General features: G+C 73.8%; 28 protein-coding genes. 13 read left to right on the top strand and 15 right to left on the bottom strand.

What is annotated here, in order from left to right; genetic code table 11:
* Window positions 1-7 precede the first annotated feature (7 nt).
* Complete coding sequence (locus CP982_RS40855; protein ID WP_150515122.1) at window positions 8-763, bottom strand: anti-sigma factor; 756 nt, start codon at window positions 761-763, stop codon at window positions 8-10.
* Window positions 760-1,344: a sigma-70 family RNA polymerase sigma factor gene (locus CP982_RS40850; protein ID WP_150515121.1), complete on the bottom strand. Its 585-nt coding sequence runs from the start codon at window positions 1,342-1,344 to the stop codon at window positions 760-762. The genes CP982_RS40855 and CP982_RS40850 overlap by 4 nt, the downstream gene beginning before the upstream one ends.
* Before the next feature lie 285 nt (window positions 1,345-1,629).
* On the opposite strand from CP982_RS40850, the gene CP982_RS40845 reads away from it, so the two are divergent.
* Together CP982_RS40845 and CP982_RS40840 are read left to right on the top strand one after the other, a co-directional pair.
* Window positions 1,630-3,246 carry an SDR family oxidoreductase gene (locus CP982_RS40845; protein WP_150515120.1) on the top strand — a complete coding sequence of 539 codons (1,617 nt, stop codon included), beginning with the start codon at window positions 1,630-1,632 and terminating at the stop codon, window positions 3,244-3,246.
* 44 nt (window positions 3,247-3,290) lie between these two features.
* The gene (locus tag CP982_RS40840) at window positions 3,291-4,667 is read left to right on the top strand and encodes a cryptochrome/photolyase family protein (protein ID WP_150515119.1); all 1,377 of its coding nucleotides are present in this window, start codon (window positions 3,291-3,293) and stop codon (window positions 4,665-4,667) included.
* A gap of 28 nt (window positions 4,668-4,695) precedes the next feature.
* On the opposite strand, the gene CP982_RS40835 is transcribed toward CP982_RS40840, so the two are convergent.
* From CP982_RS40835 to CP982_RS40820, 4 genes are read right to left on the bottom strand one after another with little or no spacing between them, the layout of a single operon-like run.
* Complete coding sequence (locus tag CP982_RS40835) at window positions 4,696-5,298, bottom strand: DUF6286 domain-containing protein (RefSeq protein WP_150515118.1); 603 nt, start codon at window positions 5,296-5,298, stop codon at window positions 4,696-4,698.
* The gene (locus CP982_RS40830) at window positions 5,295-6,287 is read right to left on the bottom strand and encodes a DUF6286 domain-containing Asp23/Gls24 family envelope stress response protein (RefSeq protein WP_150515117.1); all 993 of its coding nucleotides are present in this window, start codon (window positions 6,285-6,287) and stop codon (window positions 5,295-5,297) included. The genes CP982_RS40835 and CP982_RS40830 overlap by 4 nt, the downstream gene beginning before the upstream one ends.
* Entirely contained in the window at window positions 6,284-6,469 is a 186-nt protein-coding gene (locus tag CP982_RS40825; RefSeq protein ID WP_150515116.1) for a hypothetical protein, read from the bottom strand. The genes CP982_RS40830 and CP982_RS40825 overlap by 4 nt, the downstream gene beginning before the upstream one ends.
* A gap of 45 nt (window positions 6,470-6,514) precedes the next feature.
* The gene (locus CP982_RS40820) at window positions 6,515-7,027 is read right to left on the bottom strand and encodes an Asp23/Gls24 family envelope stress response protein (RefSeq protein WP_150515115.1); all 513 of its coding nucleotides are present in this window, start codon (window positions 7,025-7,027) and stop codon (window positions 6,515-6,517) included.
* 182 nt (window positions 7,028-7,209) lie between these two features.
* Between CP982_RS40820 and CP982_RS40815 the strand changes: the two genes are divergently transcribed.
* The 3 genes from CP982_RS40815 to CP982_RS40805 are packed head-to-tail and all read left to right on the top strand — an operon-like array spanning window position 7,210 to window position 8,821.
* The gene (locus CP982_RS40815; protein WP_229879118.1) at window positions 7,210-7,797 is read left to right on the top strand and encodes an RNA polymerase sigma factor; all 588 of its coding nucleotides are present in this window, start codon (window positions 7,210-7,212) and stop codon (window positions 7,795-7,797) included.
* Window positions 7,788-8,480: an Asp23/Gls24 family envelope stress response protein gene (locus CP982_RS40810; RefSeq protein ID WP_221514729.1), complete on the top strand. Its 693-nt coding sequence runs from the start codon at window positions 7,788-7,790 to the stop codon at window positions 8,478-8,480. Before CP982_RS40815 ends, CP982_RS40810 begins: the two co-directional genes overlap by 10 nt.
* On the top strand, window positions 8,474-8,821 hold the full coding sequence (locus CP982_RS40805) for a hypothetical protein (protein ID WP_150515114.1): 348 nt from the start codon (window positions 8,474-8,476) through the stop codon (window positions 8,819-8,821). Before CP982_RS40810 ends, CP982_RS40805 begins: the two co-directional genes overlap by 7 nt.
* A 77-nt stretch (window positions 8,822-8,898) precedes the next feature.
* Here CP982_RS40805 and CP982_RS40800 read toward each other — a convergent pair whose 3' ends face one another.
* The gene (locus tag CP982_RS40800; protein ID WP_150515113.1) at window positions 8,899-9,249 is read right to left on the bottom strand and encodes a MarR family transcriptional regulator; all 351 of its coding nucleotides are present in this window, start codon (window positions 9,247-9,249) and stop codon (window positions 8,899-8,901) included.
* 136 nt (window positions 9,250-9,385) lie between these two features.
* Between CP982_RS40800 and CP982_RS40795 the strand changes: the two genes are divergently transcribed.
* Window positions 9,386-10,123, top strand: a complete 738-nt coding sequence (locus tag CP982_RS40795; RefSeq protein WP_150515112.1) for an anti-sigma factor antagonist — start codon at window positions 9,386-9,388, stop codon at window positions 10,121-10,123.
* Between the two features lie 25 nt (window positions 10,124-10,148).
* Here the strand turns inward: CP982_RS40795 and CP982_RS40790 are convergent, their stop codons facing one another.
* The 4 genes from CP982_RS40790 to CP982_RS40775 all read right to left on the bottom strand — a co-directional run bounded on the left by CP982_RS40790 (window position 10,149) and on the right by CP982_RS40775 (window position 13,897).
* Entirely contained in the window at window positions 10,149-10,913 is a 765-nt protein-coding gene (locus tag CP982_RS40790; protein WP_150515111.1) for a GNAT family N-acetyltransferase, read from the bottom strand.
* Between the two features lie 175 nt (window positions 10,914-11,088).
* Entirely contained in the window at window positions 11,089-12,306 is a 1,218-nt protein-coding gene (locus CP982_RS40785) for a hypothetical protein (RefSeq protein WP_150515110.1), read from the bottom strand.
* A gap of 272 nt (window positions 12,307-12,578) precedes the next feature.
* Window positions 12,579-13,544, bottom strand: coding sequence for a hypothetical protein (locus tag CP982_RS40780; RefSeq protein ID WP_150515109.1), 966 nt, complete (start codon window positions 13,542-13,544; stop codon window positions 12,579-12,581).
* An 8-nt stretch (window positions 13,545-13,552) separates the two neighbouring features.
* Window positions 13,553-13,897, bottom strand: coding sequence for a winged helix-turn-helix transcriptional regulator (locus CP982_RS40775; protein ID WP_150515996.1), 345 nt, complete (start codon window positions 13,895-13,897; stop codon window positions 13,553-13,555).
* A 111-nt stretch (window positions 13,898-14,008) separates the two neighbouring features.
* On the opposite strand from CP982_RS40775, the gene CP982_RS40770 reads away from it, so the two are divergent.
* Window positions 14,009-14,668 (top strand): NAD(P)-dependent oxidoreductase, encoded by a 660-nt coding sequence (locus CP982_RS40770; RefSeq protein WP_150515108.1) that lies wholly within the window; start codon window positions 14,009-14,011, stop codon window positions 14,666-14,668.
* Between the two features lie 192 nt (window positions 14,669-14,860).
* Here CP982_RS40770 and CP982_RS40765 read toward each other — a convergent pair whose 3' ends face one another.
* Window positions 14,861-15,058: an antitoxin gene (locus CP982_RS40765; protein ID WP_150515995.1), complete on the bottom strand. Its 198-nt coding sequence runs from the start codon at window positions 15,056-15,058 to the stop codon at window positions 14,861-14,863.
* A 215-nt stretch (window positions 15,059-15,273) separates the two neighbouring features.
* Here CP982_RS40765 and CP982_RS40760 point away from each other — a divergent pair, with 215 nt between their 5' ends.
* A complete protein-coding gene (locus CP982_RS40760; RefSeq protein ID WP_221514728.1) occupies window positions 15,274-16,647 on the top strand; it encodes an alkaline phosphatase in 1,374 nt (457 codons plus the stop codon).
* 224 nt (window positions 16,648-16,871) lie between these two features.
* Window positions 16,872-17,219, top strand: coding sequence for a DoxX family protein (locus tag CP982_RS40755; protein WP_150515107.1), 348 nt, complete (start codon window positions 16,872-16,874; stop codon window positions 17,217-17,219).
* Between the two features lie 95 nt (window positions 17,220-17,314).
* Here CP982_RS40755 and CP982_RS40750 read toward each other — a convergent pair whose 3' ends face one another.
* A complete protein-coding gene (locus CP982_RS40750; protein WP_150515106.1) occupies window positions 17,315-18,352 on the bottom strand; it encodes an alpha/beta hydrolase in 1,038 nt (345 codons plus the stop codon).
* Between the two features lie 290 nt (window positions 18,353-18,642).
* On the opposite strand from CP982_RS40750, the gene CP982_RS40745 reads away from it, so the two are divergent.
* The 3 genes from CP982_RS40745 to CP982_RS40735 all read left to right on the top strand — a co-directional run bounded on the left by CP982_RS40745 (window position 18,643) and on the right by CP982_RS40735 (window position 20,651).
* A complete protein-coding gene (locus CP982_RS40745) occupies window positions 18,643-19,236 on the top strand; it encodes a helix-turn-helix domain-containing protein (RefSeq protein ID WP_150515105.1) in 594 nt (197 codons plus the stop codon).
* Between the two features lie 29 nt (window positions 19,237-19,265).
* Window positions 19,266-19,673: a hypothetical protein gene (locus CP982_RS40740; RefSeq protein ID WP_030672105.1), complete on the top strand. Its 408-nt coding sequence runs from the start codon at window positions 19,266-19,268 to the stop codon at window positions 19,671-19,673.
* A gap of 438 nt (window positions 19,674-20,111) precedes the next feature.
* Window positions 20,112-20,651, top strand: a complete 540-nt coding sequence (locus CP982_RS40735; protein ID WP_150515103.1) for a hypothetical protein — start codon at window positions 20,112-20,114, stop codon at window positions 20,649-20,651.
* Window positions 20,652-20,653: 2 nt separating this feature from the next.
* On the opposite strand, the gene CP982_RS40730 is transcribed toward CP982_RS40735, so the two are convergent.
* Window positions 20,654-21,055 (bottom strand): Rid family hydrolase, encoded by a 402-nt coding sequence (locus tag CP982_RS40730; protein WP_150515102.1) that lies wholly within the window; start codon window positions 21,053-21,055, stop codon window positions 20,654-20,656.
* A 104-nt stretch (window positions 21,056-21,159) separates the two neighbouring features.
* On the opposite strand from CP982_RS40730, the gene CP982_RS40725 reads away from it, so the two are divergent.
* Window positions 21,160-21,543 carry a winged helix-turn-helix transcriptional regulator gene (locus tag CP982_RS40725; protein WP_150515101.1) on the top strand — a complete coding sequence of 128 codons (384 nt, stop codon included), beginning with the start codon at window positions 21,160-21,162 and terminating at the stop codon, window positions 21,541-21,543.
* Window positions 21,544-21,575: 32 nt separating this feature from the next.
* On the opposite strand, the gene CP982_RS40720 is transcribed toward CP982_RS40725, so the two are convergent.
* Window positions 21,576-24,455 (bottom strand): type 2 lanthipeptide synthetase LanM family protein, encoded by a 2,880-nt coding sequence (locus CP982_RS40720; RefSeq protein WP_150515100.1) that lies wholly within the window; start codon window positions 24,453-24,455, stop codon window positions 21,576-21,578.
* Between the last annotated feature and the right edge of the window lie 128 nt (window positions 24,456-24,583).

Here is a 24,583-nt window from a genome sequence, read left to right as displayed (position 1 = left end):
GACGACGTCAGGCGGGGAAGTCCACGAGCGCGACGGGCGGTGAGGTGGGCTCCGCCGAACCGCCCGCGGGCTCCACGGTGATGCCCATGCCGGTGGCGTCGCCGACCGGGCCCTCCATCAGGACCGCCGTGGTGGAGCGGTCGCGGTCCATGAGTCCGGCGGAGCGCATGGAGCCCTTGTCGTCGAACCACAGCTGGTAGACCTTGCCGCGGGGCGGCTCGGCCATGCCGGACGCCAGGAGCGCGGCCCGGTCGCGGCTGCCGGAGACGACGACCGTCGCACGTGCCCCGTCGGCGAGCTTCGCGGTGCGGGCCCTCGCGTCGGGCGCGGCCAGCAGGGCCGCCAGGTCGTCCGACCGCTCCTCGGCCTGTCGGGCCGTCTCGCGCGCCTCTTCGGCCTGGTGCTGCTGCCAGACGGCGGTACCGCCCAGGGCGGCGGCCGCGGTGAGGCAGGCGGCGAGGGCCCAGCGGGGCGCGCGGCGCACCCGGTGCCACGCGGCGGCGCCCCGCGGTTCCGGCCGCGACGGCGGTGCCTCCTGACGGACCGTGGTGATGCGCCGGAGCACCTCGTCCTTCATCGCACGGCGGGGCGGGGCGGCCGCCGCGAGGCCGAGGCGCGCCGCGGCCGCCGTCAGTTCCCGCACCTCCTGGACGCAGGACGGGCACCGGGCCAGGTGCTCCTCGACCATGCGGCGCTCGTCGTCGTCCAGGGCGTCGACGGCGTAGGCACCGGTGAGCGTGTGGGGGTCCGCGCCGATGGTCATGCGCTCACTCCCAAGCAGTCGCGCAGCCGGATGAGGCCGTCGCGCAGGCGGGTCTTGACGGTGCCCAGGGGCAGCGAGAGGAGTTCGGCGACCTGACGGTAAGTCAGGCCGCGGTAGTAGGCCAGCGTCACGGACTGCCGTTGGACCTCGGTGAGGGCGCGCAGGCACCGGCGGACCTGCTCGCGCTCAAGACGGGTCTCGACCTGCTCGCTGACCTCGTCGTACTCCGGCGTGTGCGTGAGCAGGGCCGCCTTCTGCTCCCGGGCGGTGGCGGCCTCCACGGAGCGGACGCGGTCGACCGCGCGCCGGTGTGCGAGGGTCAGGACCCAGTTCATGGCGGTGCCGCGGTCCTCCCGGTAGCGCGGGGCGGTGCGCCACACCTCCACGAGGACTTCCTGGGCGACCTCCTCGGACTGGGCGTGGTCGCGCAGCACGCCGCGCACCACCCCGAGCACGGGGGCGGTCACCGCGTCGTAGAGGGACGAGAACGCCTGCTGGTCGCCACGGGCCACCCGGGCCATCAGCTCCTGAAGGTCGGGGCCCGGTGCCGCCCGGGATCCGATGTGCACGACTTCCTTCACGTGAGGGCCTCCCGGACAGCGGTGGATGTTCTTCCGTATTCCGAAGCCGGGGGCGTCATGGATTGGCCTGACGCGCGATGTGTCCGCGGATTCCCGCGTCGGGCCTCGGCATGAGTGCCGTGTCGCGTGCTCGTGGGTGGTCCGTGGCCGAGGAGCGTCTCCGCCCGTCACCCGCGTAGCTGCCCGCGCCGGGCGCATCCGTCCGGCTCGTTCGCACCGTAGAGAGTGATGACGGACGCGCTACGGCGACGGCGGCCGAGCGAGCGGCGAACGGCGGGAGCCACGATGAGCGACGACGACACCACGGCGACCGGGTCCCGGGCGGGCGGTGGTCCGACCTGCCTGGTGACCGGCGCGAGCGGGTACATCGGGGGGCGGCTCGTCCCGGAGCTGCTCGCCGCGGGCCACCGGGTGCGCTGTCTGGCCCGTACCCCGCACAAGCTGCGTGACCATCCGTGGGCCGACCGCGTGCAGGTGGTGCGGGGCGACGTCACGGATCCCGCGTCGGTCGCGGAGGCCATGCGCGGCGTGGACGTGGCCTACTACCTGGTGCACTCCCTCGGCACCGGGCGCGGCTTCGAGGAGACCGACCGGCGCGCGGCCCGCGTCTTCGGGGAGCAGGCCCGCCGTGCCGGGGTCGGCCGGATCGTCTACCTGGGCGGTCTGACCCCGGGGACGGTGCCCGAGCGGGAGCTGTCGGCGCATCTGCGCTCCCGCGCGGAGGTCGGGCGCGTGCTGCTCGACTCGGGTGTCCCGACGGCCGTGCTGCGCGCCGCCGTGATCATCGGCTCCGGCTCGGCCAGCTTCGAGATGCTGCGCTACCTCTCCGAACGGCTGCCGGTGATGGTCACCCCGCGCTGGGTGCGCACCAGGATCCAGCCGATCGCGGTGCGCGACGTGCTGCGTCTGCTGGTCGGCTGCGCGGACCTGCCCGCCGATGTCAGCCGCGCCTTCGACATCGGCGGTCCCGAGGTGCTCACCTACCTCGACATGATGCGGCGCTACACCGCCGTCGCCGGTCTCCCCCGGCGCCTCATCCTGCCCGTGCCCCTCCTGACGCCCGGCCTGTCCAGCCACTGGGTGGGCCTCGTGACGCCCGTGCCGTCCCGGATCGCCCGCCCGCTGACGGAGTCCCTGCGGCACGAGGTGGTGTGCGCCGAGAACGACATCGCGCGGTACGTGTCCGCGCCCGCGGGACATCCCATCGGATTCGACCGCGCCGTCGCCCTCGCGCTGCAGCGCGTCCGCGAGGCCGAGGTCACCACGCGCTGGTCGTCGGCCTCCGTGCCCGGGGCGCCCAGCGACCCGCTCCCCACCGACCCCGACTGGGCGGGCGGCAGCCTCTACACCGACGTGCGCGAACGGGAGACCGAGGTCGCGCCGGAGGCCCTGTGGGACGTCATCGAGGGCATCGGCGGCGAGAACGGCTGGTACTCCTTCCCGCTGGCGTGGGCGGTGCGCGGCTGGCTCGACCGGCTGGTGGGCGGTGTCGGCCTGCGCCGGGGCCGCCGTGACGCGCGACGGCTCAGGGTCGGCGACTCCCTGGACTTCTGGCGGGTGGAGGAGATCGAACGCGGGCGGCTGCTGCGGCTCCGCGCCGAGATGCGCCTCCCGGGCCTCGCCTGGCTGGAGATGCGGGTGGACGACGACGGGGCCGGGGACGTGCGCTACCGGCAGCGTGCCCTGTTCCATCCGCACGGTCTGCTGGGTCAGCTCTACTGGTGGAGCGTCTCGCCCTTCCACGCGGTCGTCTTCGGCGGCATGGCCCGCAACATCGTCCGCGCGGCCGAGCGCGCGACTCCCCCGCCGGCCGGCGGCGGTGCCCACCGCCCGGACGCGGCACCACAGGACCCAGGCGCCACGGCAGCGCATCCGCGGAGCGGTCTCCGGCGGAAGACCTGAGTGTCCCCAGCGGCTCCGCGCTCCCCCGAAAGAAGTTGACACCCATGCACGTCTCGGTCGTCCTGTTCACCTCCGACCTGCGCCTGACCGACCATCCGCCGCTGCGGGCGGCCCTGGACGCGGCGGACGCCGTCGTACCGCTGTTCGTACGGGACCGCGCCGTCGAGGCGACCGGGTTCGCCGCGCCCAACCGCAACGCCTTCCTGGACGACTGCCTGGCCGATCTGGACTCCGGGCTGCGCGAGCGGGGCGGGCGGCTCGTGGTGCGCTCCGGCGACCTGGTGGCGGAGGTGTGCCGGGTGGTGACCGAGGCGGACGCCGACGAGGTGCACATGTCGGCGGGGCACACCCGGTTCGCCACCGTCCGGGAGGAGCGGCTGCGCTCCGCCCTGGAGGCGGCGGGGCGCCGCCTCTTCGTGCACGACGCGGTGACCGTCGCCGTACCGCCCGGCACGGTGACCCCCGCGTCCTCCGACCACTTCGCCGTCTTCACGCCGTACTACCGGCAGTGGGCGCAGGTGCCGCTGCGCCCGGCCTTCGGCACCCCGCGCCGGGTGTCCGTACCGGAGGAGGTGGGGGGCGAGAAGGTGTCCGCGCACGGCGGGAGTTCCGAGGTGTCACCCGCGCTGCCGCCCGGCGGGGAGAGCGCGGCCCGCGGCCGGGTGACCGCGTACTGGCGCCGTGGTCTGGGCGCTTATGAGGACACCCGCGACGACCTGGCCGCCGACGCCACCTCGCGCTTCTCGCCCCATCTGCACTTCGGCACGCTGTCCCCGGTGGAGCTGGTGCGGCGCGCGCGCCGCCACGGCGGTCCCGGCGCCGAGGCGTTCGTCCGGCAGCTCGCCTGGCGCGACTTCCACCGCCAGGTCCTCGCCGCCCGGCCGGACGCCGCCCGCGCCGACTACCGCACCAAGCACGACCGCTGGCGCACGGAGCGCACCGCCGCCGAGGACATCGAGGCCTGGCGCACGGGCCGCACCGGCTATCCGCTCATCGACGCGGCCATGCGGCAACTGCGCCACGAGGGCTGGATGCACAACCGCGCCCGGCTGCTCACGGCGAGCTTCCTGGCCAAGACCCTGTACGTCGACTGGCGGATCGGCGCCGCCCACTTCCTGCACTGGCTGGTGGACGGCGACGTGGCCAACAACCAGCTCAACTGGCAGTGGATGGCGGGCACCGGCACCGACACCCGCCCCAACCGGGTGCTCAACCCGGTCACCCAGGCCAAGAAGTACGACCCGGAGGGCACGTACGTGCGCCGCTGGGTCCCCGAACTCGCCGGTGTCGACGCTCCGTTGGTGCACGAGCCGTGGAAGCTGCCCGGCCTCGACCGCGCGGCCCTCGACTACCCCGACCCCGTCATCGAGCTGTCCGACGGGCTCGACCGCTTCCGGCACGCCCGCGGCAAGCAGCCGTAGCAAAGCCCCGCTCGCCGCCCCTGGGCGCTCACCGCAGTCGGCGCGCGGCGTGCGGGCGGACCTCGAAGTGGATCTCGGTACGGAGCGTCCGGGGCGCGACGGACTCCCGCGCCTCGGCCAGCGTGCCGCGGGCGAGCCGCTGGAGCACCGCGGCCGGTGCGGCGCCGGGCGTGAGCGTCACCGTGACGTGGGCCCGAAGGCGCCGCGGGCGGCCGTGGAGGCGCACCCGGGCCCGGTCGACGCCGGGCGTGGACCGGGCCCGGTCGGTGAGGGCCGCGGCCAGGGCCGTGCCGGACAGGGTGATGCCGCCGTCCTTCGCGGGCCTCGGGTCTCCCAGGGGCAGCCGGCGCAGTCGCCCCGGCCGGATCCCGTACGCCGCCCAGGCCCCGAAGGCGAGCACCCCGAGCGCCAGCGCGGCGATCACGGCGGCGGGCCACAAGGCGTGCGCCCGCCACCGGTCCAGGGCCGCCGCGTCCAGCCACACGCGGTCGGGGTCCAGGCGCGCCCACCCCTCGGGCAGCCGCCGTCGCACGGCGTCGGTCGTCGAGGCCAGTGCCGCGCCCGCGAGCACGGCGAGACCGCCGGTCACCAGCAGGGCCGCCCTGTTGGCGGTGGAGCGCAGGCCACTCATCCCGGCGCTCCTCCGCCCGCGTCGACGGCCGCGGCGGCGGGGACGTCCGGCCCGGACCGCAGCCGCACGCGCAGCCGTGGAGGCCGGGCGAGGCCGCATCCGCCCAGGGCGTCCTCCGCCGCGCGCGTCACCGCTTCCAGCGCGCCCGGCCGATCGCCGAAGGCCAGTTCCGCGCGCACCCGCGCCCGACGGCGGCCCACCCGCACCCGGACGCGGGTGATCGCGGGCAGCACGGCGACGGAGTCGCGCAGCAGCACCGCCACCGCGCCCCGGGGGAGTTCGGCTCGGGTGTCCTCGTCGGGCGGTGCCATCGGCAAGCACGCGCGACGGCCCGGGGTGACGGCCAGGACGACCATCCACAGGCCGAGCAGGATGGTCCCGGCCGCCGCGAGGCCGGTGACCGTGCCGCCGTCGGGCCCGTGCGCGGACAGCCACGCGACCAGGCGGACGCGCCACTCGGCCGGAGCGCGCCCGGCCGCGTGCACCGCCACCATGTCGTACAGCGGCACCGCGCACCCGGCCGCGACGACGAGCGCGCCCACGGCGACGGGCAGGCGGCGCGGGGACCAGGGCCGCCGGGCCCGGCGCGCGGGACGCGGGCCCGGCTTCGCCGAGGAGACAGCGGGGGCTTCCAGCGGACCCTCCGTCCCCTCGGGGCCCCGCTCGCACCGGTCCAGGGCCCGGACGTGCACGCTGACGGGCCGCACGGTCAGACCGGTGAGTTCGGCGGTGCGCGCGGTGACGTGCCGCTGGACCGCACGGGCCGACGCGTCGAGGACGCCCGGGTACGGCAGTGCCACGGTGACCCCGACGCGGGCGCTCGGGCCCCGCACGACGGCGGAACCGCCGTCGGCGCGCACCCCGCCGGGGATCGGCGTCTGTGCCGCGGCGCGCTGCGCCACACGGCGGACCGCGCGGTCGGCGACGGTCGTCGTGCCGCGCTGCGCCGGGGGCGTGCGGGGTGCCGACGGGCGCGGGGGCGTGGTCATCGGCGCTCCGAGCCGCGGCCGGTGAGGAACTCGCGCAGGCCGACGCCGTCGTCCACGAGTCGCCCCACCACGAAGCCCACCGCGCCGAGCGCGGCCACGAGCAGGAAGGCGCCGAAGCCGCCGAACCAGCCGGCGAATCCCAGGGCCATGCCCACGATCAAACTCACTAGGGCTGTACTCATGCTTCACCTCATGTCGGGGGACGGGACGTCACGACGCGCGGGCGCTCACTCCACGCGCGCCGAGCCGTTGTCGGCGTTGTCGTCCTCAGGCAGGTGCACGTCGTTGATGGCGACGTTGACCTCCACGACCTCCAGACCGGTGATGCGCTCCACGGCGGCGATGACGTTCTCGCGCACGTCGTGGGCGACGTCCGTGATCGGCACGCCGTACTCGACGACGACGTCGAGGTCGATGGCGGTCTGGCGCTCGCCGACCTCCACCTTCACGCCGCGCCCGACGTTCGAGCGGCCGCCCGGGACGCGGTCGCGTACGGCGCCGATGGCACGGGACAGGCCGCCGCCCATGTCGTACACGCCGGGGATCTCCCGCGTGGCCATGCCCGCGATCTTGACCACGACCACGTCGGCGATGGACGTCCTGCCGCGCGTGGCCGCAGGCTCGTCGGCGCCGGTGCGGCCGGTGAGGGTGGTGGCTCCCGGCGCGTTCTGCCGGCCGCCACCGGTGTTCTCCGCGGTCTGGGGCGTGTTCGCCTTCGAAGCCAGCTCTTGAGTCGCCATGGGGCCTCTCCTCGTCTCACGGTGGTGTCCGTAGGTGCCTTCCTCTGCTCTGACCCGAGTGCCCGTGCGCGTGTTACGCATCCGCGGGCACTTCTTCGACCGAACAGGAATCGGTCAGGGTCGCGTAACATCCGCGCCCCCGGCCGTGTCGTAAGGAGAGGACCACCAGAGAGGAGCCGAGCGTGCCCGGGGACGACTACGGGACACCGTGGGAAGCAGGACCTTCCCCCCGGCACGACGACGCGTTGCTCGCGGTGCGGGCGGCGGAAGGGGACGAGGAGGCCTTCGAAGTGCTCGTCCTGTGCCACGGCCCCCGGCTGCTGCAGCTGGCCACCCGGCTCCTCGGCAGCCCGACGGAAGCGGAGGACGCCGTGCAGGAATCGTTCGTGAGCGCCTGGCGCAAGCTGCCCGAGTTCCGCCGTGACGCTCGCTTCGGCACCTGGATGCACCGCATCGTCACCAACAGGTGCCTCAATCTGCTCCGGGCCCGCCCCCGTGTCGCGGGCCTCGATGAGGTGCCCGAGCCCGCCGCGCCCGAGTACCAGGTCTCGCCGCCGCGGGCCGTGGAGGGCTTCGCCGCCGTCGAGGACCTGACGAAGGCCATGGAGGGCCTCTCGGCGGAGCAGCGCGTGTGCTGGGTCCTGCGCGAACTCGACGACATGCCGTACGAGTCCGTGGCCGAGACGGTCGGCATCACGACGGGAGCGGCGCGGGCCCGGGTCTTCCGGGCGCGGCGCCACTTGATGGAGACGATGGCGGCATGGCGGTGAACGAACACGGCGGGCCCGGAGCGGGCGACGAGACGCCGATCCCGTCCGGCGGCACCCCGGACGGGACGGCGCCGGAGGAGGAGCGGCTGCTCTGCGGCCGCAGGCTCATCGAGGTCTGGGAGGCCGGGGAGGCGGGCGAGCCGGATCCGCACGTCGCGGACTGCCCGTACTGTCTCCCGGCGCTCGACGGCTTCTACGAGTTGCAGGACGTGGTGCGGCGGGCGCGGGACGCGCAGCGCTCCGCGTGGCCCTCGGACGCCTCGGCGCTCAGTGCGCGGATCATGGACGTGGTCCGGCTCGAACTGCGGCCCGGGCGCACGCTTCCCCTGGGGGAGCCGGACGAGGACGCGTGGATCGTGGAGGCCGCGGCCGCGCGCACGTTCCGCGCGGCGGCCGAGACGCTGCCGGGCGTGCGGGCGGGCAGCTGCCGCGTGGCCCCCGCGGGGCCCGGCGGTTCGACGCGCGCCCCGGTCGGCGTGCGCATCGAGATCCAGGCCGCCCCGTTCTGGGACCTGCCGGAGGTCGCGGACCGCGTACGGCGCCGGATCACCGACGCGGCCGCGGACGACCTGGGCCTGCGCGTGGCGGCCGTCGACGTGGTGATCACCGATCTGCTCGACGGTCCGCCGTCGGCGGACGGGCCGCGTGGCGGTACGGACCGGAGCGGAGGCGGGGCATGGTGACCGGGGCGCAGGACGACCGGCGGCTCGTCGAGGCCGTCGCCGCGGCGGTGGGCGAGGTCCCCGGGGTGGCCTTCCTGCGGCCGGGGCTCGCCGAACGCCTGCGCGCCGCCGCGTCGGCGCGCCGCGTCGACAGCGCGCCGACGGCGCCGACTTCGGCCGTACGCGTCCGCGGCGCGAGCGGCGGCGGCATCACCTTGGAGGTGTTCGTGGTGGCGCACCGGGGCCGCCGTGCCCTCGACGTGACCCGCGCGGTCCGCGAGGCGGCGACGCGGGCCGCGCGGACCGTCATGTCAGCGAGGGTCCCGGTGCACGTGTCCGTGACGGTCAGCGGCATCGTGTGACGGCGCACGGAGGTGCGGGCACAGCTGGCACCGGGCGCAGGCCTCGACGTCGGCGACGGCCTGGGGGCAGGACCGGTTCAGGCGCCCCTCATGGATTCCTGGTCGGCCTGCGGCGCGGCGGCGTGCGGGGCGTCGACCTGGGCCAGGAGGCCCAGGAGGGACGAGACGGTGAGGCCGGCCTCGGCGGGGTGACGCAGGATCGTTCCCGGTTCGATCTGGTAGGTGTTGCCGCGCCCTTCGCGGGTGTGGGACAGGTACCCGCTGTGCTCCAGATCGGAGATGATCTTCTGGACGGCGCGTTCCGTGAGTCTGCAGTGAGCGGCGATGTCCCGGACCCGCGCGTTCTGGTCCTCGGCGATGACAGCGAGTACCCGCGCGTGGTTGGTGATGAACGTCCATCCCGTGTGCGGCTCCGATGCTCCACTCATGGAGCAGATCGTACGCTAGGTGATTCAGGCATGAAAATACGTGAACCAGATTTCGTGTATCCGTTGACGTTGGTTCGTGGGGCGGCGAATCTGGTGACGGCAGAAACACAGGTGCTCCAGGCCAGGGGAGAAGACCATGCCGCAGGCGGCGCAGCCAGAGACCGGGCGAGCCGAAAGCCGTGCCGGGCTTGCCGCTTCCCGCGGCACGGCACCGCAGACCGAGCTGACGCTCCACACCCGGGCCGAGGGCGACCGGCTGGTGGTCGCCGTCCGCGGTGATCTCGACCTCGACACGGACCAGGAGCTGCGACGGGAGCTGCGGGCGGCGCTCAGCCGCTCCGCCCACGGCATCGACGTGGACCTCGGCGGCGTCGAGTTCTGCGACTGCTGCGGCCTCAACACCCTGCTGACCCTGCGACAGCAGGCCCTGGACGAGGCGAAGTCGGTCAGGATCCGCGCGCTCAGCCCGGCGGCCGAGCGGGTCTTCGCCCTCGCCGACGCCCTCCCCCTGTTCACGACCGGGGCCGACGCGGCGACGGGCGTCCCGTCCGCCGCCGACGGCTCCGGCAACTCCGGTGACTCCGAGGTCAATCTGCGCGTCAAGGTCGTCCAGCTGCGGCGTGCGATGCAGACGCGGGGCCCCATCGACACGGCCCGCGGGATCCTGATGGCCGTCTTCACCCTCGGGGAGGAGGAGGCGTGGGACGTCCTGGTCATGACCTCGCAGAACACCAACATCAAGCTGTATCTGCTGGCTCAGCAGGTCGTCGGTTCCATCAAGGGCGCCCCGCTGCCGGAAGCGGTCCAGGAGCAGCTGTCCGCCGCCGTCACCCACGTCACGGCCGTACACGAGCGGGCCAGGACCGGGCAGTGAGGCGCGGCGCCCCGCGCCGCGGGCCTCACGCCGCGCCGACGATGCGCGCCGAGACGCAGTGGTCCTCGTCGCGGTAGCCGAGCCGGTCGTAGAGCCGCTGCGCGGGTGCGTTGTCCGAGATCTGCCAGAGGGTGCAGAAGCCGTGCTCGCGCACCGCGTACCTGGTCAGCCAGGCGGTGAGCGCGGCACCGAAGCCCTGGCCGCGCCGGGACGCGTCGGTGGCGACGGACGCCATCAGCGGTGCTCCGCTGTCGCGCAGGCTGCTCAGGGCGCCGCAGGCGACGAGCTGCCCGTCGGCGTCGCGGATCCCGGCCCAGAGGCTGACGTCGGCGGAGCCGGGGCCCGTGGAGTGGGCCGGGCTGTGCGCGCCGAGGAAGGCGATCAGTTCCTCGTGGTGCTCCTCGCCGAGCGCGACCACGCGCTCCTCGTTGCGCATGACGGGCGGCTCCACGAGCGTCCAGCGGAAGACCCACTCGACGACGTCGGTGAGCTCGCGCCGCTGCCCCACCAGCTCGTCACTGCCGCGCGGGCCGGTGAACTCCCGTATCGCACCGGGTCGTTCACGCTCGGCGTTCAGCACGAGTTCCGCGGCGGCCGCCGCGTCGCCCACGCTCCACACATGTCCGCGCCCGGCGTCCAGCCAGGCGACCGCGCCGTCGCCGGACCAGCCGGTCCGGTCGTCCTGGCGCCGCCGCGCGGCGCCGAAGCGCAGCAGGGCGGCACCGGACTGTCGCTCCAGGCCCTGGTCGAACAGGTCGGCGGTCCGGGAGACAAGAGTCGTAGCCTGCATCGCTCTCTGCAAAGGAAGGGGGTACGGGTACACGGATCCGGGAACGTCAGGCGCTCGACCGACCGGGACGGCCACTCTGACATACGGGCCCCGGGGCGGCGCAAATCGGCTCTGACGTGGCCATATACCGAGGGTCGCCCACCCAGGACGGCCCGGCCGGTGCGGCGGGGCCTCGTCAGTGGCTCAGCGCCTCGGCGAGCTTCGCCAGCCGCTGCCGCACGTCCTCGCGGGCACCGTCCTTCCCCGGCACCCGGGTCCGCAGGCTGAGCAGTTCGGTGCCCAGCTCCCGGACGCGGCCGGGCTCGGTGACGCGGTGCCAGGCGTGGTGGGCGCGGTCGACGGCCTCCGCGACGGCGGGGTGGCTCTCCGGCTGCTCGGCCATCAGACGGGTGACCGCGCCCCGCATCCACAGCTCGCACGCCCGGTCCACGGCACCCTCCGCGAAGGCCAGGAAGGCGCGCACCTCGATCCAGTGGGCCACCTCGGGCGAGGTCGCGCCGTGGCCGCGCAGGGCGTTCTGCTCGCACGCGGCGGCGACGGCGGCGGCCTCCGCGTGCCGCCCGGCCTGGCTCGCCTCGCTGATGGCGCGGTGCGGATCCGCGAGGGACAGGGCCGCGGTGGGCGGCGCGGGCGCGGCGGAGACGAGGGCGGCGGTCGGCGCGCCAGGTGCCGTCCTGGGTTCGGGGACGCCGACGGGAACGCCCACAGGATGCCGCTCCGCGGGGGGCGCCGGAGCGACGCCTCCCAGCCAAAGAGTCGCGGCGGCGTCGACATCGGGCACGGCGGCGCCGACGGCCTCCTCGTGCAGCACATGAGCGGGAGGAGTGGCCGAAACCGTGCGCAGTATGTGGGCGAAGGCGCGCGTGTAGGCAGGAGTGGGCCGATGGCGGCGGTCCTCCAACTGCACGGCTCCGTACAGCGCGTAAGGGCCGTCGAGCGCCTGCTCACGGCTGACGAGCGCCTGCCACACACCGGCGTCAGCGGCCAGGTCGGCGACCACGGTCGTGCTGCCCGGCGGCCGGTGCCGCAGCTCGGCGGCGAGCCAGTGCCACGGCAGGGCCGTGTAGCGGACGGTGCGTGCGGTGGTGCGGGCAAGGGCCAGGTGGAGGCGGTGCTGGCGGGTGTCGACGACCAGGTGTCCGGCCGCGTACACGAGCAGGTGCCCCTCCGCGGCGGCAGCTGTGCGCAGACACGTCAGAACGGTCTGGGGGTCGTCGGGATTGGCCAGTTGGACCGCGCTCGCCTGCCGGGTGCCGACGAGCCGCGCCGGCGGGAGCGCGGCCAGCGGCGGCAGTTGGGCGGTGACGGCGAGCGGGTGGCGCACCGGTGGCTCGGCGGCAATCAGCAAGGCGTATCCGGGCAGGTCGTGGTCGGTGCTCGTGCTGTTCGCCATGCCCAGCACCGTATCTGGCCAGTCGGCGGGCGCCGGAGTCTTTCGCCCGACTCCTCCGGCGCGAGCGCGCCACTTGTCTCCTTCCAGGCCGAATGGTCCCGAACGCGGCGGGCGCCGCACCGGAGACACTCGGCCAAATCCGGTGCGCGGCACGCATGGCCGACGCCCGCTCGGGCACACTGATGGCCGGGCCCGCCGTGCTCCCCCGTCGCGGCGGGCCCACCTGTGAGCAGGCTGTGCCGACCGGGGCGCGCGGCTCGGCGGCGCGTCGTTCAGCGGTGGTCCGCAGCGTCCTCGTAGACCAGTCTGCTCGTCTCCGACGGCATCCAGGGGATCCCCTGGACCGGCTGCCCTTCGGGCAGGACGGGCGCCAGGGCCAGGAAGACCTCCCGGACCCGCTCCGGACCGTAGGCCCAGATGTTCTCCGTCGCCCGGAGCGATGCCCCGCCGCCGGGGAGCGGCTCCACCTCGTGGAAGGCGCCGCTTCCGCGCAGGGCGTCGATGCCGCCGAGCGCGGCCACCACGCCCGGGGGACAGACCGTCCACCACGCATATCCACGGAGCACGGTGTCCAAGTGCGGGAACGTGTCCTCGAGGAGCAGCCCGAGATCGGTTTCGAGGGCGGTCCTCCCCGTGACGGATTCGCCGTCGTCCGTGATGTTTCCGTAGAGGAGGCCCTCGTGACGCCGCACCTGCGTGCGGAAGAACTCGGTCCAGCGTCGCTGGGCTCCGTGCCGGGCACCGGGGTCGGTGAACTCCTCCGTCGTGCGGGACGCGACGAGCGAGACGCGTTCCGGGGTTTCGTGTTCCCTGACCACGGACACGTCGAGCCATGGCTCGTCGGGGTCGCCGTCGCGGCCGATGGCCCTGAGTCCGACGCTCGCGTGACCGGGCATGGCGGCGAGGTCCCGGAGAAAGGCGGTCCAGTTCTTCGGGGTCCAGGGGACTTCGTACGGCTTCTGGCGGCGCTCGGTGGGTTCGAGGAGCACCAGGGTCGCCCACAGCTCCCCCGGTGCCGCTTCGCCGCGGCTGAGTGCGGCGGCACGGTGGGTGAAGTCCGCCGCGGGCGTGAACCGCGCCCCCAGCGGGCCCGCGAGTTCGTCGAGCGCGGCCGAGAACCAGGCTTCGGCCAGTTCGCGATAGGCGGCCCCGCTCGCCGGGCAGGGCAGGTTGATCTCCGCGCGCAGCGTGGAATTCAGCGTGATTCCGCCCTGCGCCTCTCCGTCGTGTCCGGCCATGGCTGCGCTCATTCCGTCTCGTAGGCCGCTCTCGCCGCGACGATCTCCGGCGCGTGGGTACGCGCCCAGTCGCAGGCGAAGTCCAGCGGTTCGAGCAGCGAACGCCCCAGAGCGGTCAACTCGTACTCCACTCGCGGCGGGTTCTCGTCGTGCACGGTCCGGCTCACGAAACCGTTGCGCTCCATCGAGCGGAGCGTCTCGGTGAGCACCTTCGGGGTGACCCAGTGCAGCGGCACCCTCAGCTCGGTGAACCGGCGCGGGCCGCCCTCCAGACAGCGCAGCACCATCCCGGTCCACTTGTCGCCGACGCGGAACGGCCCCGCCCGGTCGGAACAGCCGGGATCGGCGAACATCTCCGGGTGCAGGGGCTGGTGCGACGGCTGCGGCGCTTGCTGGTTCACCCACCCGACGCTAACCCCAGTACCTTTGCAGTAACCAGGCACCCCCGTCCTACCGTCGGCCGCATGAACAACGACCTCATCGTTTTCGGAGCGGGTGGACGCGTCGGCCGGGCGGCGGTGGCCGAGGCCGTGGCGCGCGGCCACCGGGTGACCGCGGTAGTACGTGACCCCGCCACGTACCAGGACCTGGGCGGCGAGCACGTCACCGTCGTACGGGGAGACGTGACCGATCCGCGCTCGGTGGCGGCCCTCGCACCGGGTCACCGCGCGGCGGTCAACGCGTCGGCGCGCCTCGACATCGGCTCCGAGGAATACTTCACCGCGGCGGCGAACGCGCTGGTCGCGGGGCTCGCGGAGGCGGGTGTGCGGCGGCTCCTCGTCCTGGGCATCGCCACCACGCTGGAGACGGCCCCCGGCGTACGGATCATGGACGGCACGGACTTCCCTGAGCAGTGGCGGGCCTTCGCCCAGGGGCACGTCGCGGAGTTCGAGCTGCTCTCCGCGGCCGGGCCGGAGCTCGACTGGCTGATGGTCGTGCCGCCGCTGGACCTCAACGCCGACGCCGCGCCCACGGGCGGCTACCGGACCGCCGTCGGCACCGTCCTCGACGGTCCGGGCCGGATCTCCCACGCGGACCTCGCGATCGCCCTGCTCGACGAGATCGACACACCGCGCCACAGCCGCGTGCAGCTGGCGGTGACAGCGGGCGCCGCCGGGGTCTGACGGCACCACGTGTCCGCGAGCGCGCGGAGCGCCCCGTCCGACCGGACCGGGCGCTCCGCGCGCCACCGCACCTCGCTCCCGCCGTCCCCGCGTACGGCCCGACACGGGCCACGGCCGGGAGCCCTCCGCCCCCGTCTCACGGGTGCGCCGCGCCGCGCCCGCCGCCTGGCCGCCCCTCCCCCGGCGTACGGCTCAGGCCTTCTTCTCGCCCAGCTTCCCGACGACGTCCTGTGCCTTGTCCACTGCGGTGTCGATCTTGCCGCTGTGCTTGCCGTCGGTCTTGCTGTCGATGAAGTCGCCGACCTTCTCAAGCCCGCCCGAGATCTTGTCACCGTGGGCCTGCGCCAGGTCCTCGGCCTTGTCCTTGAGGTTCTTCAGGGCGTCGAACATGTACTGCCTCGTCCTTCTCATTCTGGGTTTCCCCTGGTCAGGGCCATGATCCCATGCGGTTGGCGCGATGGGGCGGCTGGGGGCGCGGCCCCCGCTCGACAAGATCCACTTCGTGTCACGCGCACGTCAGGGAAACAACGCCGGGGCGTTCCCGCCGGTTCACACAGCGCTGGTGAAGTGTCCGACAAGTCCAGTACTTCATCGAGGAGTCGTGCATGTCCATCCCGCGCCGGTCCCCCCGCACTCTCATAGTCGCCGCTTCCGTGGTCGCGGCCACCGCCACCGCCGCCGTCGCGGTCACCGCCACGGCGGGGGCCTCGGGCGGCAAGGAGCAGGCCCAGGCCGCGATCAAGGGCGGGAAGGCGAAGAACGTCATCCTGCTCATCGGTGACGGCATGGGAGACTCGGAGATCACGCTGGCCCGGGACTACACCGTGGGCGCGAGTGGCCGTCTGAACATGGACAAGTTCCCGCTGACGGGCAGCTACACGACGTACGCCGTGCACCCCGACGGCTCCCCGGAGTACGTGACCGACTCCGCCGCCAGCGGCACCGGCTGGGCCACCGGCCACAAGACCGTGAACGGCCGCATCTCCAAGACGCCGGACACCGACAAGGCCGTGCCGACGATCCTGGAGCTCGCGCAGCGCAGGGGCTACGCCACCGGCTCGGTGACCACCGCCGAGCTGACCGACGCCACCCCCGCGGTGCTCGCCTCGCACGCCACCGACCGCAGCTGCCAGGGCCCCGCCGACATGGCCAAGTGCCCCGCCGACACCATCGCCAAGGGTGGCCCCGGCTCCATCGCCGAGCAGAGCGTCAACCACAAGGTGGACGTGCTCCTCGGCGGCGGCAAGCAGCGCTTCGACCAGAAGGTCACCGACGGCAAGTACAAGGGCCGCACGGTCACCGAGCAGGCGAAGAAGCTGGGCTACCAGGTCGTCACCGACAAGGCGGGCCTGAAGGCCGTCAAGCCGGGCAAGCCCGTCCTCGGCCTCTTCGCCGACGGCAACGTGCCCACGGAGTGGACCGGCAAGCCCGCCGCCCTCGGCGGCACCGCGCCGCAGCGCTGCGTCACCTCCAACCCGGGCCGCCCGGACGGCACCCCGGCCCTCGCGGACCAGGCCACCCAGGCCATCAAGCTCCTCGAGGCCAAGCAGCGGAAGCAGCACTCGAAGCAGGGCTTCTTCCTGCAGATCGAGGGTGCCTCCATCGACAAGCAGGACCACGCGGCCGACCCGTGCGGCCAGATCGGTGAGACCGCCGCGTTCGACCGCGCGGTGAAGGTGGCGCGCGCGTACGCCGCCAAGCACCCCGACACCCTCGTGGTGACCACCGCCGACCACGGCCACACCAGCCAGATCGTGCCGCTGGACGCCCAGCCGCCCGGCATGACCTCCACCCTCGTCACCGACGAGGGCCAGCAGCTGAAGGTCAACTACTCGACCAACCCCCCGGGCAAGGCCCAGGAGCACACCGGCACCCAGGTCCGCATCGCCGCCCAGGGCCCGCAGGCCTACCGCGTCCTCGGCGTCACCAACCAGACCGACCTGTTCACCACGGTCCGCGAGGCGCTGCGCCGGCGCTGACCCGGCTTGAGCCACGCCCGTACGGCACACGACCCCAGCGGTGGTGTGCCGTACGCGCGTGTGGGGTCGCAGGGGCGCCTCCGCACACCGGTGGACGAGAAAGCCGTGCGGACCTGTCACATTCCCCGGCGCCGGTGCGTCAGACCCGTGACGGCGACGCCAGCGACGCTGGGAGGCCGTCGTCGCAAGCATCCGACCCGCTCAGCCGTCTCCGAGGAGTGCCCATGTCCACCACCGCCGTCGTCGTCACCGTGCTCACCGCCGCCTGGGTCGGCTTCTCCGGCTTCTCGCTGCTGCGCAAGGCCGCGTTCGTCACGGAGCCGCTGGTCCAGTACGGCGTCCCGCAGTCCTGGTGGACCCCGCTCGGCCTGGCCAAGACCGCCGGCGCCGTCGGCCTGCTCGTCGGCCTCGCGGTGCCCGCGATCGGCGTGGCGGCCGGGATCGGCCTGATCCTGTACTTCGGCGGCGCGGTCATCACCGTGCTGCGCGCCCGCTCGTACAAGACCGTCGCCTTCCCGGTGCTCTACCTGGCGCCCGTCGTGGCCGCCCTCGCCCTCGGTCACGCCGCCTGACCAGCAGCCCCCTCCCCCGCGACACCCCAGCCCGCGACCGGCCGTCCCCACCGATCGCGGGCTTGCGCGTGAACGGGGCCCGGATCGGGCGCCGTTCACGCGTCCTTCGTGCCCGACTGGGCGAGCAGGCGCCGCAGCCAGCGGGTGCGGGCGTCGCGGGCGTCCAGGCTGACGGCCGCCTTCGGCGCGATGCCGTCGAAGCCGTGGTAGGCGCCGGACCACACGTGCAGTTCGGCCTGGCCCCCGGCCCGCCAGATCGCGTTCGCGTACGCGATGTCCTCGTCCCGGAACATCTCGGCCGAGCCGACCTCGATGTAGGCCGGGGGCAGCCCGGCGAGGTCCGTGGCCCGGGCGGGGGCCGCGAGGGGCGACAGGTCGGCGGCGCCGTAGCGGTCGCCGAGCACCGCCTGCCACACGGTCGTGTGCGAGGTGAGGTCCCACAGGCCGCGGCCCGACATCTGGTGGCTGGAACAGGTGCTGTTGCGGTCGTCGAGCATCGGGCACAGCAGCAGTTGCCCCAGCGCCCCGGGCCCCCCGCGGTCACGGGTCAGCAGGGCCAGGGCCGCGGCGAGCCCGCCGCCCGCGCTCTTGCCGCCGATGATGACCCGGTCCGCGTCGACGTCCAGTTCGGCCGCGTGCTCGACCGCCCAGACGAGTCCCGCGTAGCAGTCCTCCAACGGCCCCGGGTACTGCGTCTCCGGCGCGAGCCGGTACTCCACCGAGATCACCGCGAGACCCAGCGGCAGGGCCCACTCGCTGAGGACGCGCGGCAGCACGGACCAGGCGTTGCCCATCACCATGGCGCCGCCGTGCAGGTAGTACAGCAGGGGCAGCGGGCCCGCGAGCCCCGCGGGCCGCGCGCTCACGAGTGTGACGTCGGGTGCGCCCCGCGGCCCCGGTACGCGCAGCTCCGTCACCTCGAAGCGGCCGTCGGCGCGCAGCTCTTCGGCCGTCGGCCGAGGACGTGACGCCGCGTCCCGGGCTCGCCGCTCCTGGAGGTTCTCCGGGGTGACCGGCTCCCTCGGCCCGGCGCCCAAGGCCGCGAGGGCGACGCTCAGTTCGGGGTCGAAAGGGGGCGCCGCGGCCGTCTCCGGGACGCGGCAGGGCCGATCCGGTGCGGGGCCGCGGCTCATGATCCGCCCTCCGGTCGGACGGCGGCACCCGCCCCGGCACGACAACCCACCCCCGCGCACGCGCGCCCTGGGAACATTCGTCTGAGACCCATACGGCGTACCCAATCACACCCCCGCCCCCGCGCCCTGGTGGCACGGGGGCGGCCGCCTCCCTCACCGCCCGTCCGGGTACGGACGTTCACGCAGTTCAGGCAGGGTGCCGCCGGACGCTAAACCCGTCGGGGGCGCCGCTGAGTACGTTCGGCGTCAGTCCGAAATTCATCTCGCTCGGGACGTCACGGGAGGCCCCAGTGAGCTTCATCATCCACCGACATCTGCCGGACGAACGAGCGGTGTTCACGCTCTTCCGGGACGTCTACCTCGGTGGGGCACCCGTGTGGGCCGTCCAGGAGTGGGTGCGGAAGGAGGCAGCCGCGTACTACGCCTCCGAGGTCCGCCGGTTCAGCTCGAACTGGGTCGAGTTCCGCGGCAGGACCATCGCCAAGGCGCGCAAGCACCGGAGTGCGCTCCTGTCCGGCCGCTCGGGCCCCGCCACCTTCTATCTGGAGGACCTTCCCCCGCTGCTTTCGAGACAGCTCGACGAGCATCTCAACGACGCCGATCTGCCGCCGGGATGGGATCCGGCCGAGAAGAAGCAGACGATCCTCGGCGGCCTGCACTACGTGAGCGAGGGCAATCTCTCGGAGCGCGAGAAGGCGGTCTTCCACATGGCCGGGGTCATGCGGATGCCGAGGCCCGAGATCGCGGACGCCATGGGGATCACGACCGGCGGCGTCAAGGCCCACTTCAGCAACGCCTGGAAGGCCATGAGCGAGGACCACGTGGACGTCGACGGCCTCGAGTGGCTCCTGTCCGGACGGCGACGCGAGCCCGTGCATACGTGAAGCGGCACGTGAGTGACGAGAGGGAATCGATGACCAGGCCCTGCACCACCAGCACCGCCAAGGAGGAGGCTCCGATGGGTGAGTTCCGTACCTATTCGTTCGACCCGGAGAAGCATGTCCGCGCCTACGCCGACACCGTCCACAAGGCCTGCCGGGACGAACGCCGGTCCACCCGGGCGCGCACGCACAGCACGATCGCCAAGGTGCCGAACGCGGCGATGCCGCTCGGCGCCGCCATGGTCAGCATCTGCATGACCGTCACGATGCTGCTGTTCTGGGGGATCTCCACGGCGGTCGCCCTGCAACTGGGGGCCGGGATGGCGACGCTGTACACCGCGACGAACGACGTGCGGATCTCGGTGGTCCGCAACAACCCCGGCTGGCGGCAGCGGCACCGGATCCTGGCCCGCCTCATCCCCCAACACCCCGTGGACTAGCCGGGGTTCCGCCCAGCGCCCGCCAGGATTCCGAGCCCGTGGCAGACGCTGAGCGGCCTCGGCCCGTCCACGGCCCCGCGCCACCTCCTCGACCTCATCACGGAAGAGCCGATGCCCTCATTTTCATCGCGACGCCCCGCACGGAGAACGAATGACCGGGAAACACCTCAGTTCGCACGCTTCCGCGTGTCCGCCCGGCCGGAACGGGCCGCGTCGTGCCCAACCCCGTCCGGACCACGGCGGCCGCGCGCGATAGCGCCGTCCGGCCGGGCGCGAAAGCCCTGAAACGACCGCGGCCCCAGGCTTGGTGGAGCCCGAGGCCGCAGCTGTGATGTGCGCCGCGTCACCGGCGCACGGAGAACCTTCAGACGCTCGTCGGTCGACCTGTGCAGGACCTGGCCGGCGGGCTTCCTCCTAGTTCCCGGTTAGGACAACCTCATGGTGCCCCCTTGTTCTTCCTCTCCGTGGCAAAACACGGATGACACCTGCGGCAGCGGTCTGTTTCAGGCCAGCAGCGCGGCGTCGGAGGGCTTCAACGACACCTTCACCTGGGTCGCTCTCCTCACCGCGCTCGGCCTCGTCCTCGCCGCCGTCTACCGCTGGCGTGACAAGAGGGCCAAGCTCCTGGAGAAGGATTACGTGGTCCTCGACAAGGTCGTCGTCGAGCTCGACGCCCTCCAGTCCCTGACCGCGACCCATGCAGACCTGGGCGGCCTGAGGAGGGAACTCAGCCTCGTCAAGCAGGCGGAGAAGCGCTTCCCGAAGATTCCGTTCGGCGCCGTCGTCGACACGGTCGAGGCATACGAGACGACGGTGTTGAGCACCGAATGCGCCAAGCGGATCACCAAACGGATCTCCGACAAGAAGTCGGTGACCGAGGCGCTGGAACTCTCGCGCCGGCAGGGTGCGAAGATCGCGGACGTCCGTGCCGCGATCGACGCCGCTCAGCGCGTCATCGACCGCCGCCTCAGGCGATGACCTCAGCCGGGCAGCCGTACGTCGGCGACGAAGCCGATCTCCACGACCTGGCCGGGGAAGGTCAGTTCGGTGACGCCCACCACGGTGCTGGCCGGGCGGTGCTTCCCGAAGTAGGCGAGGTTGCCCGCCGCCGCGGCCTCGGCGTGCCGCCGCAGATCCACCACGTACAAGGTCTGGGCGACGATGTGGGCGCGGGTGATGCCGTAGTGGTCAAGGATCCTGTCGACGTTGGCGTACGTCTGCCGCAGTTGGGCGGCGAAGTCGTCCGCGTGCCGGAACGCGCCCGCCGCGTCGAGCGAGAGCTGTCCGGAGGCGTGGATCAACTCGCCGCACCTGATGGCCTGAGCGTAGCCGAAGGCGCTCTCGGCCGGCACGTCGCAGTGGAAGACATCGGTGGTGGTCATGGTGCACTTCCTTCTCCCGTGGCGGTCTCTTGTGGTTACTCGGAAACCGTAGGAGAGTGAGCGCCGACCTGGAAGAACGCACTTTTCCGTGACAGGGGTACCTCATGGTGACCAAGCAGCTCCTCAAGGGCCTGCCCGAAGACGCCGACTTGAGGCGGGCGGACTCCCTCGCGCGGGAGATCTTCTCGGACATCGCCAACAAGTGGGCGTTCCTGATCATCGAGGCGCTCGGCGAACGCACCCTGCGCTTCAGCGAGTTGCGCAACGAGGTCGAGGGCATCAGTCACAAGATGCTCACCCAGAACCTGCGCATGCTGGAGCGCAACGGCCTGGTGGAGCGGACCGTGTACCCCACCGTGCCGCCGCGCGTCGAGTACGCCCTCACTGGTCCCGGCCGGGCCCTGCGCGCAGTCGTCGACGGCATCTGCGGCTGGACCCACGCCCACCTCGGCGACATCGAGACCTCCCGCGAACGCTTCGACGGCTGACGCCGCCCGGCGCGGTGTGGCCGGCCGAGGCGTCAGTCGAGCAGCAGCGGGTCGGGCAGTCGGGCCGCGGGGTGCATGCGCAGGAGGGTGTGGAGCACTCCCGCGAGGCCGGACATGAGGCTCGGGGAGAACGCCTCGCGGGCCAGGCCGCCGACCGGACCGCGTTGTTCGAGGCCGGTCAGGATCTCGCCGTCGAGGTCCTGCGGGTCCCCGACGCCCAGGGACGTCAGGAACTCCCAGAGGCCGAGGTCGCCGTGGCACAGGGTGTGGCTCCAGCCGAAGCCCTCGGTGGCGCAGGCGCGCGCGGCGCGCCGGGCCACCTCCAGGTGAGCGGGGTCGCCCGCGCGCCGGTGGAGGTCCAGCATGGCGACGCCGATGCCCGTGCTGCCGTGGCACCAGCTGGTGAAGAAGTCCTCCTCGGCGCCGACGCGCACGTCGAGCCAGTTGTCGTGCTCGGGCCGGTAGAGGGACTCCTGGTAGGCGAAGGCCCGCTCGGCGAGGCGGGCCCAGCCGCGCCGTTCGCCGGGCGACCCCGCCTCGGTGAGGGCGAGCCGCAGCAGGGACCAGCCGATGCCGGTGGCGCCGTGGGCGAAGCCGCCGATGCCCTCGGGGTTGAGCCGGGTCGTCCAGCGGGCACCGCTCCCGTCGACGAGGGCAAGGCCTGAGAGGCGGCGGCCGATCCGCGCCGCGGCGGCCAGCCACCGGTCCTGCCCCGTCGCCTCGGCCAGACCGAGCAGCGGGACGATCCCGCCCGCCGCGCCGTTGAGGAGGTCCACCTCGACGTCGTCGTCGACCAGCGGGCCCGCCTCCAGCAGCACGGCCCGTTCGGCGGCCCGCGCCAGGAACCGGTCCTCGCCGCGCACCCGGTGCAGCGCGAGCCACGTCCACACCTGTGACGCGGCACCGCTGAAGGCGCCCGCGGACGGCGTCGGCGTCCGGTCCTCGGTGCTCTCCAGGACCCGCAGGGCCCCCGCGAAGGCCTCGGCGACGCCCGGCACCTCGTCCGCCCGCCCGGCCCGCACCTCCTGGTCGTACTCCGCGAGCGTCAGCGCCACCCCGCCCTGCCCGGTGTAGAGGTCGGCGGGCAGCACCCTGATCGACCATCCGGCGGGCGTGAACACCGGGCTGATCCAGGTGACCGTGCCGTCGTCGCCGCGCACCGCGCCGTCGCACAGGCGCCGCACCATCCCCGCGGCCAGCTCCCGGCGGCGGCGCTCCCGGTCACGGGCGTGCGGGTCGCGGGCGGCGGTCTGCACGCGCGGGGGCAGCGACCGCTCGTTGAGGTACGCGCCCACCAGCGCGTCCTGGATCACCGACTCCTCCAGGGCCAGGTCGGCGGTGCGCCAGTCCTCGACGGTGGCGCGGACGACGCCCGCGTCCACGGGGAAGGTGACCATCGGCACGTCACCGACCAGGAGGTCCGCGATCTCGCCGTCGATGGCGGCGCGGTCGGTCGGCGCGCCCGGCAGCACCTCGGCGTTGCGCCGCAGGATGTCGCGGGCCCGCTCGACCGCGGTCGGTTCGTCGTGCAGCGACGCCGGGTGCCACAGCATCCGGCCGATGTCGACGTACGCCTGCGTCGGCCGCAGGATGCGCCGCGCCCGGGCGCCTTCGAAGCGGCGCAGGAGCGCGTGCGGATCGGTGCCGGGCCGCCGCAGGTGCGCGGTCAGCTCGCGGAAGCCCGCCAGGATCCGGTCCCAGTACGCGCTCAGGACCGGGGTGGGGCTGGGGTGGTTGCCCGCCGTGGGCATGGCCACCAGGTCCACCTGGAAGCGGGCCGCCGCGGTGCCGCCGTCCGCGATCACGGGGTGCGGGATCAGCGGCTGCTGGCCGGGGAGCGCCCCGATCCCGGAGATGTCGACGCCGCCGAGCGCGAAGCCCGTGCCGCGCACGGGCAGCAGGCCGGTGCGCAGCACGGTGCGGCGGATGGCGGCCGCCGCCACGTCGACCGCGTCGCCGCGGCCGCTGGGCGGGAAGGGCGCGGGCGCGTCGAAGAGGGTCTCGGCGTCCACGATCACCGGGACCGGGCCCGCGGCGATCATGTTCTCGGCGTGCATGTCGGTGCCGCCGACGCAGCGCAGGACGGCGAGCCAGTGGCCGACGTTGCGGTAGAACGCGGCGAGTTCGGCGTCGTCGGCGCAGTAGCGGTGCGCGACGAACTCGGCCCAGCCGTAGCCGTCGCGGGCCAGCGTCCTCGGCACCCGGACGCGTGCGTCCGGCGGCGGGGCGCCGGGCAGGTCTGCGAACAGCTCGTCGAGGAGCGCGCCGAGGGCGACGTCGGCCCCGGACGGCCGGGGCTTGTACATGACGCTTCCGGCGGCGAAGTCCACCCGGCTGACGGTCAGGCCGCCCCGGTGGCTGTCGCCCGCGCCGAACGCGACGGCCCGCACCTCCCCCGCCGGCCCCGCGAGCAGCGGCGTCAGCAGGTCACGGTCCGTGGCGAGGCGCTCGGCGAACCGGGCCGTGGCCGCCACCGAGAGCCGCGCCACCGACGCGACCCGCGAGCCGAGGGTGGGGTACCGGTGGGCAAGGCCGTCCAGATAGCCGTCCGCACCGGCCTGGTCGATGAACGCGGCCCAGGTCCGGTCGTCGGACCCGGGGTCGGCCGCCGCGCCCGCGCCGGTCGGACCCGGGTCCGTCGCCATGCGCAGCGCGTGCAGTTCGATCAGGAAGAGGCGGGACAGCTTCGCGTGCAAGGAGGTGAGCAGGGCGGTGTGACCCGCCTCCAGGATCACGTCCCGCTCGCGCCCGCCCAGCGCGTCCACGGCGGCGAGGCGCCGGGCCAGCTCCTCCCGCCAGGGGCGGGCGATGTTCCGTACGGGCCGGGCGAACCATCGCGCCTCGTCCCGGCCTTGCCCGGCCCCGTCCGTCCGGTCCTGCCGTGCGGTCTTCTCCGGTGCCGCTCCGCTCACGGGCCACCGCCTCCGTCCCGCGCCGCGCGTCGGCGCCTGTCGAGCCGCTCCGAAGGGGGTGCGGGGAGCCGCGAGCCGAACCGGCGTGCTCCCGGTGCCGGGAGTGCCGTGGCCCGTGGCTCCCCGCG

Origin of the sequence: Streptomyces spectabilis, assembly GCF_008704795.1 — a bacterium.
GTDB lineage: Bacteria > Actinomycetota > Actinomycetes > Streptomycetales > Streptomycetaceae > Streptomyces > Streptomyces spectabilis.
The sequence above is the reverse complement of the archived record's forward strand: the minus strand, read 5'-3'. Positions and strand labels throughout refer to the sequence as shown.

What these genes read in the sequence shown, in the direction of transcription:
- CP982_RS40855 (WP_150515122.1), bottom strand. Translation starts at nt 763, where the DNA reads ATGACCATCGGCGCGGACCCCCACACGCTCACCGGTGCCTACGCCGTC.
- CP982_RS40845 (WP_150515120.1), top strand. Translation starts at nt 1,630, where the DNA reads ATGAGCGACGACGACACCACGGCGACCGGGTCCCGGGCGGGCGGTGGT.
- CP982_RS40840 (WP_150515119.1), top strand. Translation starts at nt 3,291, where the DNA reads ATGCACGTCTCGGTCGTCCTGTTCACCTCCGACCTGCGCCTGACCGAC.
- CP982_RS40835 (WP_150515118.1), bottom strand. Translation starts at nt 5,298, where the DNA reads ATGAGTGGCCTGCGCTCCACCGCCAACAGGGCGGCCCTGCTGGTGACC.
- CP982_RS40830 (WP_150515117.1), bottom strand. Translation starts at nt 6,287, where the DNA reads ATGACCACGCCCCCGCGCCCGTCGGCACCCCGCACGCCCCCGGCGCAG.
- CP982_RS40825 (WP_150515116.1), bottom strand. Translation starts at nt 6,469, where the DNA reads ATGAGTACAGCCCTAGTGAGTTTGATCGTGGGCATGGCCCTGGGATTC.
- CP982_RS40820 (WP_150515115.1), bottom strand. Translation starts at nt 7,027, where the DNA reads ATGGCGACTCAAGAGCTGGCTTCGAAGGCGAACACGCCCCAGACCGCG.
- CP982_RS40810 (WP_221514729.1), top strand. Translation starts at nt 7,788, where the DNA reads ATGGCGGTGAACGAACACGGCGGGCCCGGAGCGGGCGACGAGACGCCG.
- CP982_RS40805 (WP_150515114.1), top strand. Translation starts at nt 8,474, where the DNA reads ATGGTGACCGGGGCGCAGGACGACCGGCGGCTCGTCGAGGCCGTCGCC.
- CP982_RS40800 (WP_150515113.1), bottom strand. Translation starts at nt 9,249, where the DNA reads ATGAGTGGAGCATCGGAGCCGCACACGGGATGGACGTTCATCACCAAC.
- CP982_RS40795 (WP_150515112.1), top strand. Translation starts at nt 9,386, where the DNA reads ATGCCGCAGGCGGCGCAGCCAGAGACCGGGCGAGCCGAAAGCCGTGCC.
- CP982_RS40790 (WP_150515111.1), bottom strand. Translation starts at nt 10,913, where the DNA reads ATGCAGGCTACGACTCTTGTCTCCCGGACCGCCGACCTGTTCGACCAG.
- CP982_RS40785 (WP_150515110.1), bottom strand. Translation starts at nt 12,306, where the DNA reads ATGGCGAACAGCACGAGCACCGACCACGACCTGCCCGGATACGCCTTG.
- CP982_RS40780 (WP_150515109.1), bottom strand. Translation starts at nt 13,544, where the DNA reads ATGGCCGGACACGACGGAGAGGCGCAGGGCGGAATCACGCTGAATTCC.
- CP982_RS40775 (WP_150515996.1), bottom strand. Translation starts at nt 13,897, where the DNA reads ATGTTCGCCGATCCCGGCTGTTCCGACCGGGCGGGGCCGTTCCGCGTC.
- CP982_RS40770 (WP_150515108.1), top strand. Translation starts at nt 14,009, where the DNA reads ATGAACAACGACCTCATCGTTTTCGGAGCGGGTGGACGCGTCGGCCGG.
- CP982_RS40765 (WP_150515995.1), bottom strand. Translation starts at nt 15,058, where the DNA reads ATGTTCGACGCCCTGAAGAACCTCAAGGACAAGGCCGAGGACCTGGCG.
- CP982_RS40760 (WP_221514728.1), top strand. Translation starts at nt 15,274, where the DNA reads ATGTCCATCCCGCGCCGGTCCCCCCGCACTCTCATAGTCGCCGCTTCC.
- CP982_RS40755 (WP_150515107.1), top strand. Translation starts at nt 16,872, where the DNA reads ATGTCCACCACCGCCGTCGTCGTCACCGTGCTCACCGCCGCCTGGGTC.
- CP982_RS40750 (WP_150515106.1), bottom strand. Translation starts at nt 18,352, where the DNA reads ATGAGCCGCGGCCCCGCACCGGATCGGCCCTGCCGCGTCCCGGAGACG.
- CP982_RS40740 (WP_030672105.1), top strand. Translation starts at nt 19,266, where the DNA reads ATGACCAGGCCCTGCACCACCAGCACCGCCAAGGAGGAGGCTCCGATG.
- CP982_RS40735 (WP_150515103.1), top strand. Translation starts at nt 20,112, where the DNA reads ATGGTGCCCCCTTGTTCTTCCTCTCCGTGGCAAAACACGGATGACACC.
- CP982_RS40730 (WP_150515102.1), bottom strand. Translation starts at nt 21,055, where the DNA reads ATGACCACCACCGATGTCTTCCACTGCGACGTGCCGGCCGAGAGCGCC.
- CP982_RS40725 (WP_150515101.1), top strand. Translation starts at nt 21,160, where the DNA reads ATGGTGACCAAGCAGCTCCTCAAGGGCCTGCCCGAAGACGCCGACTTG.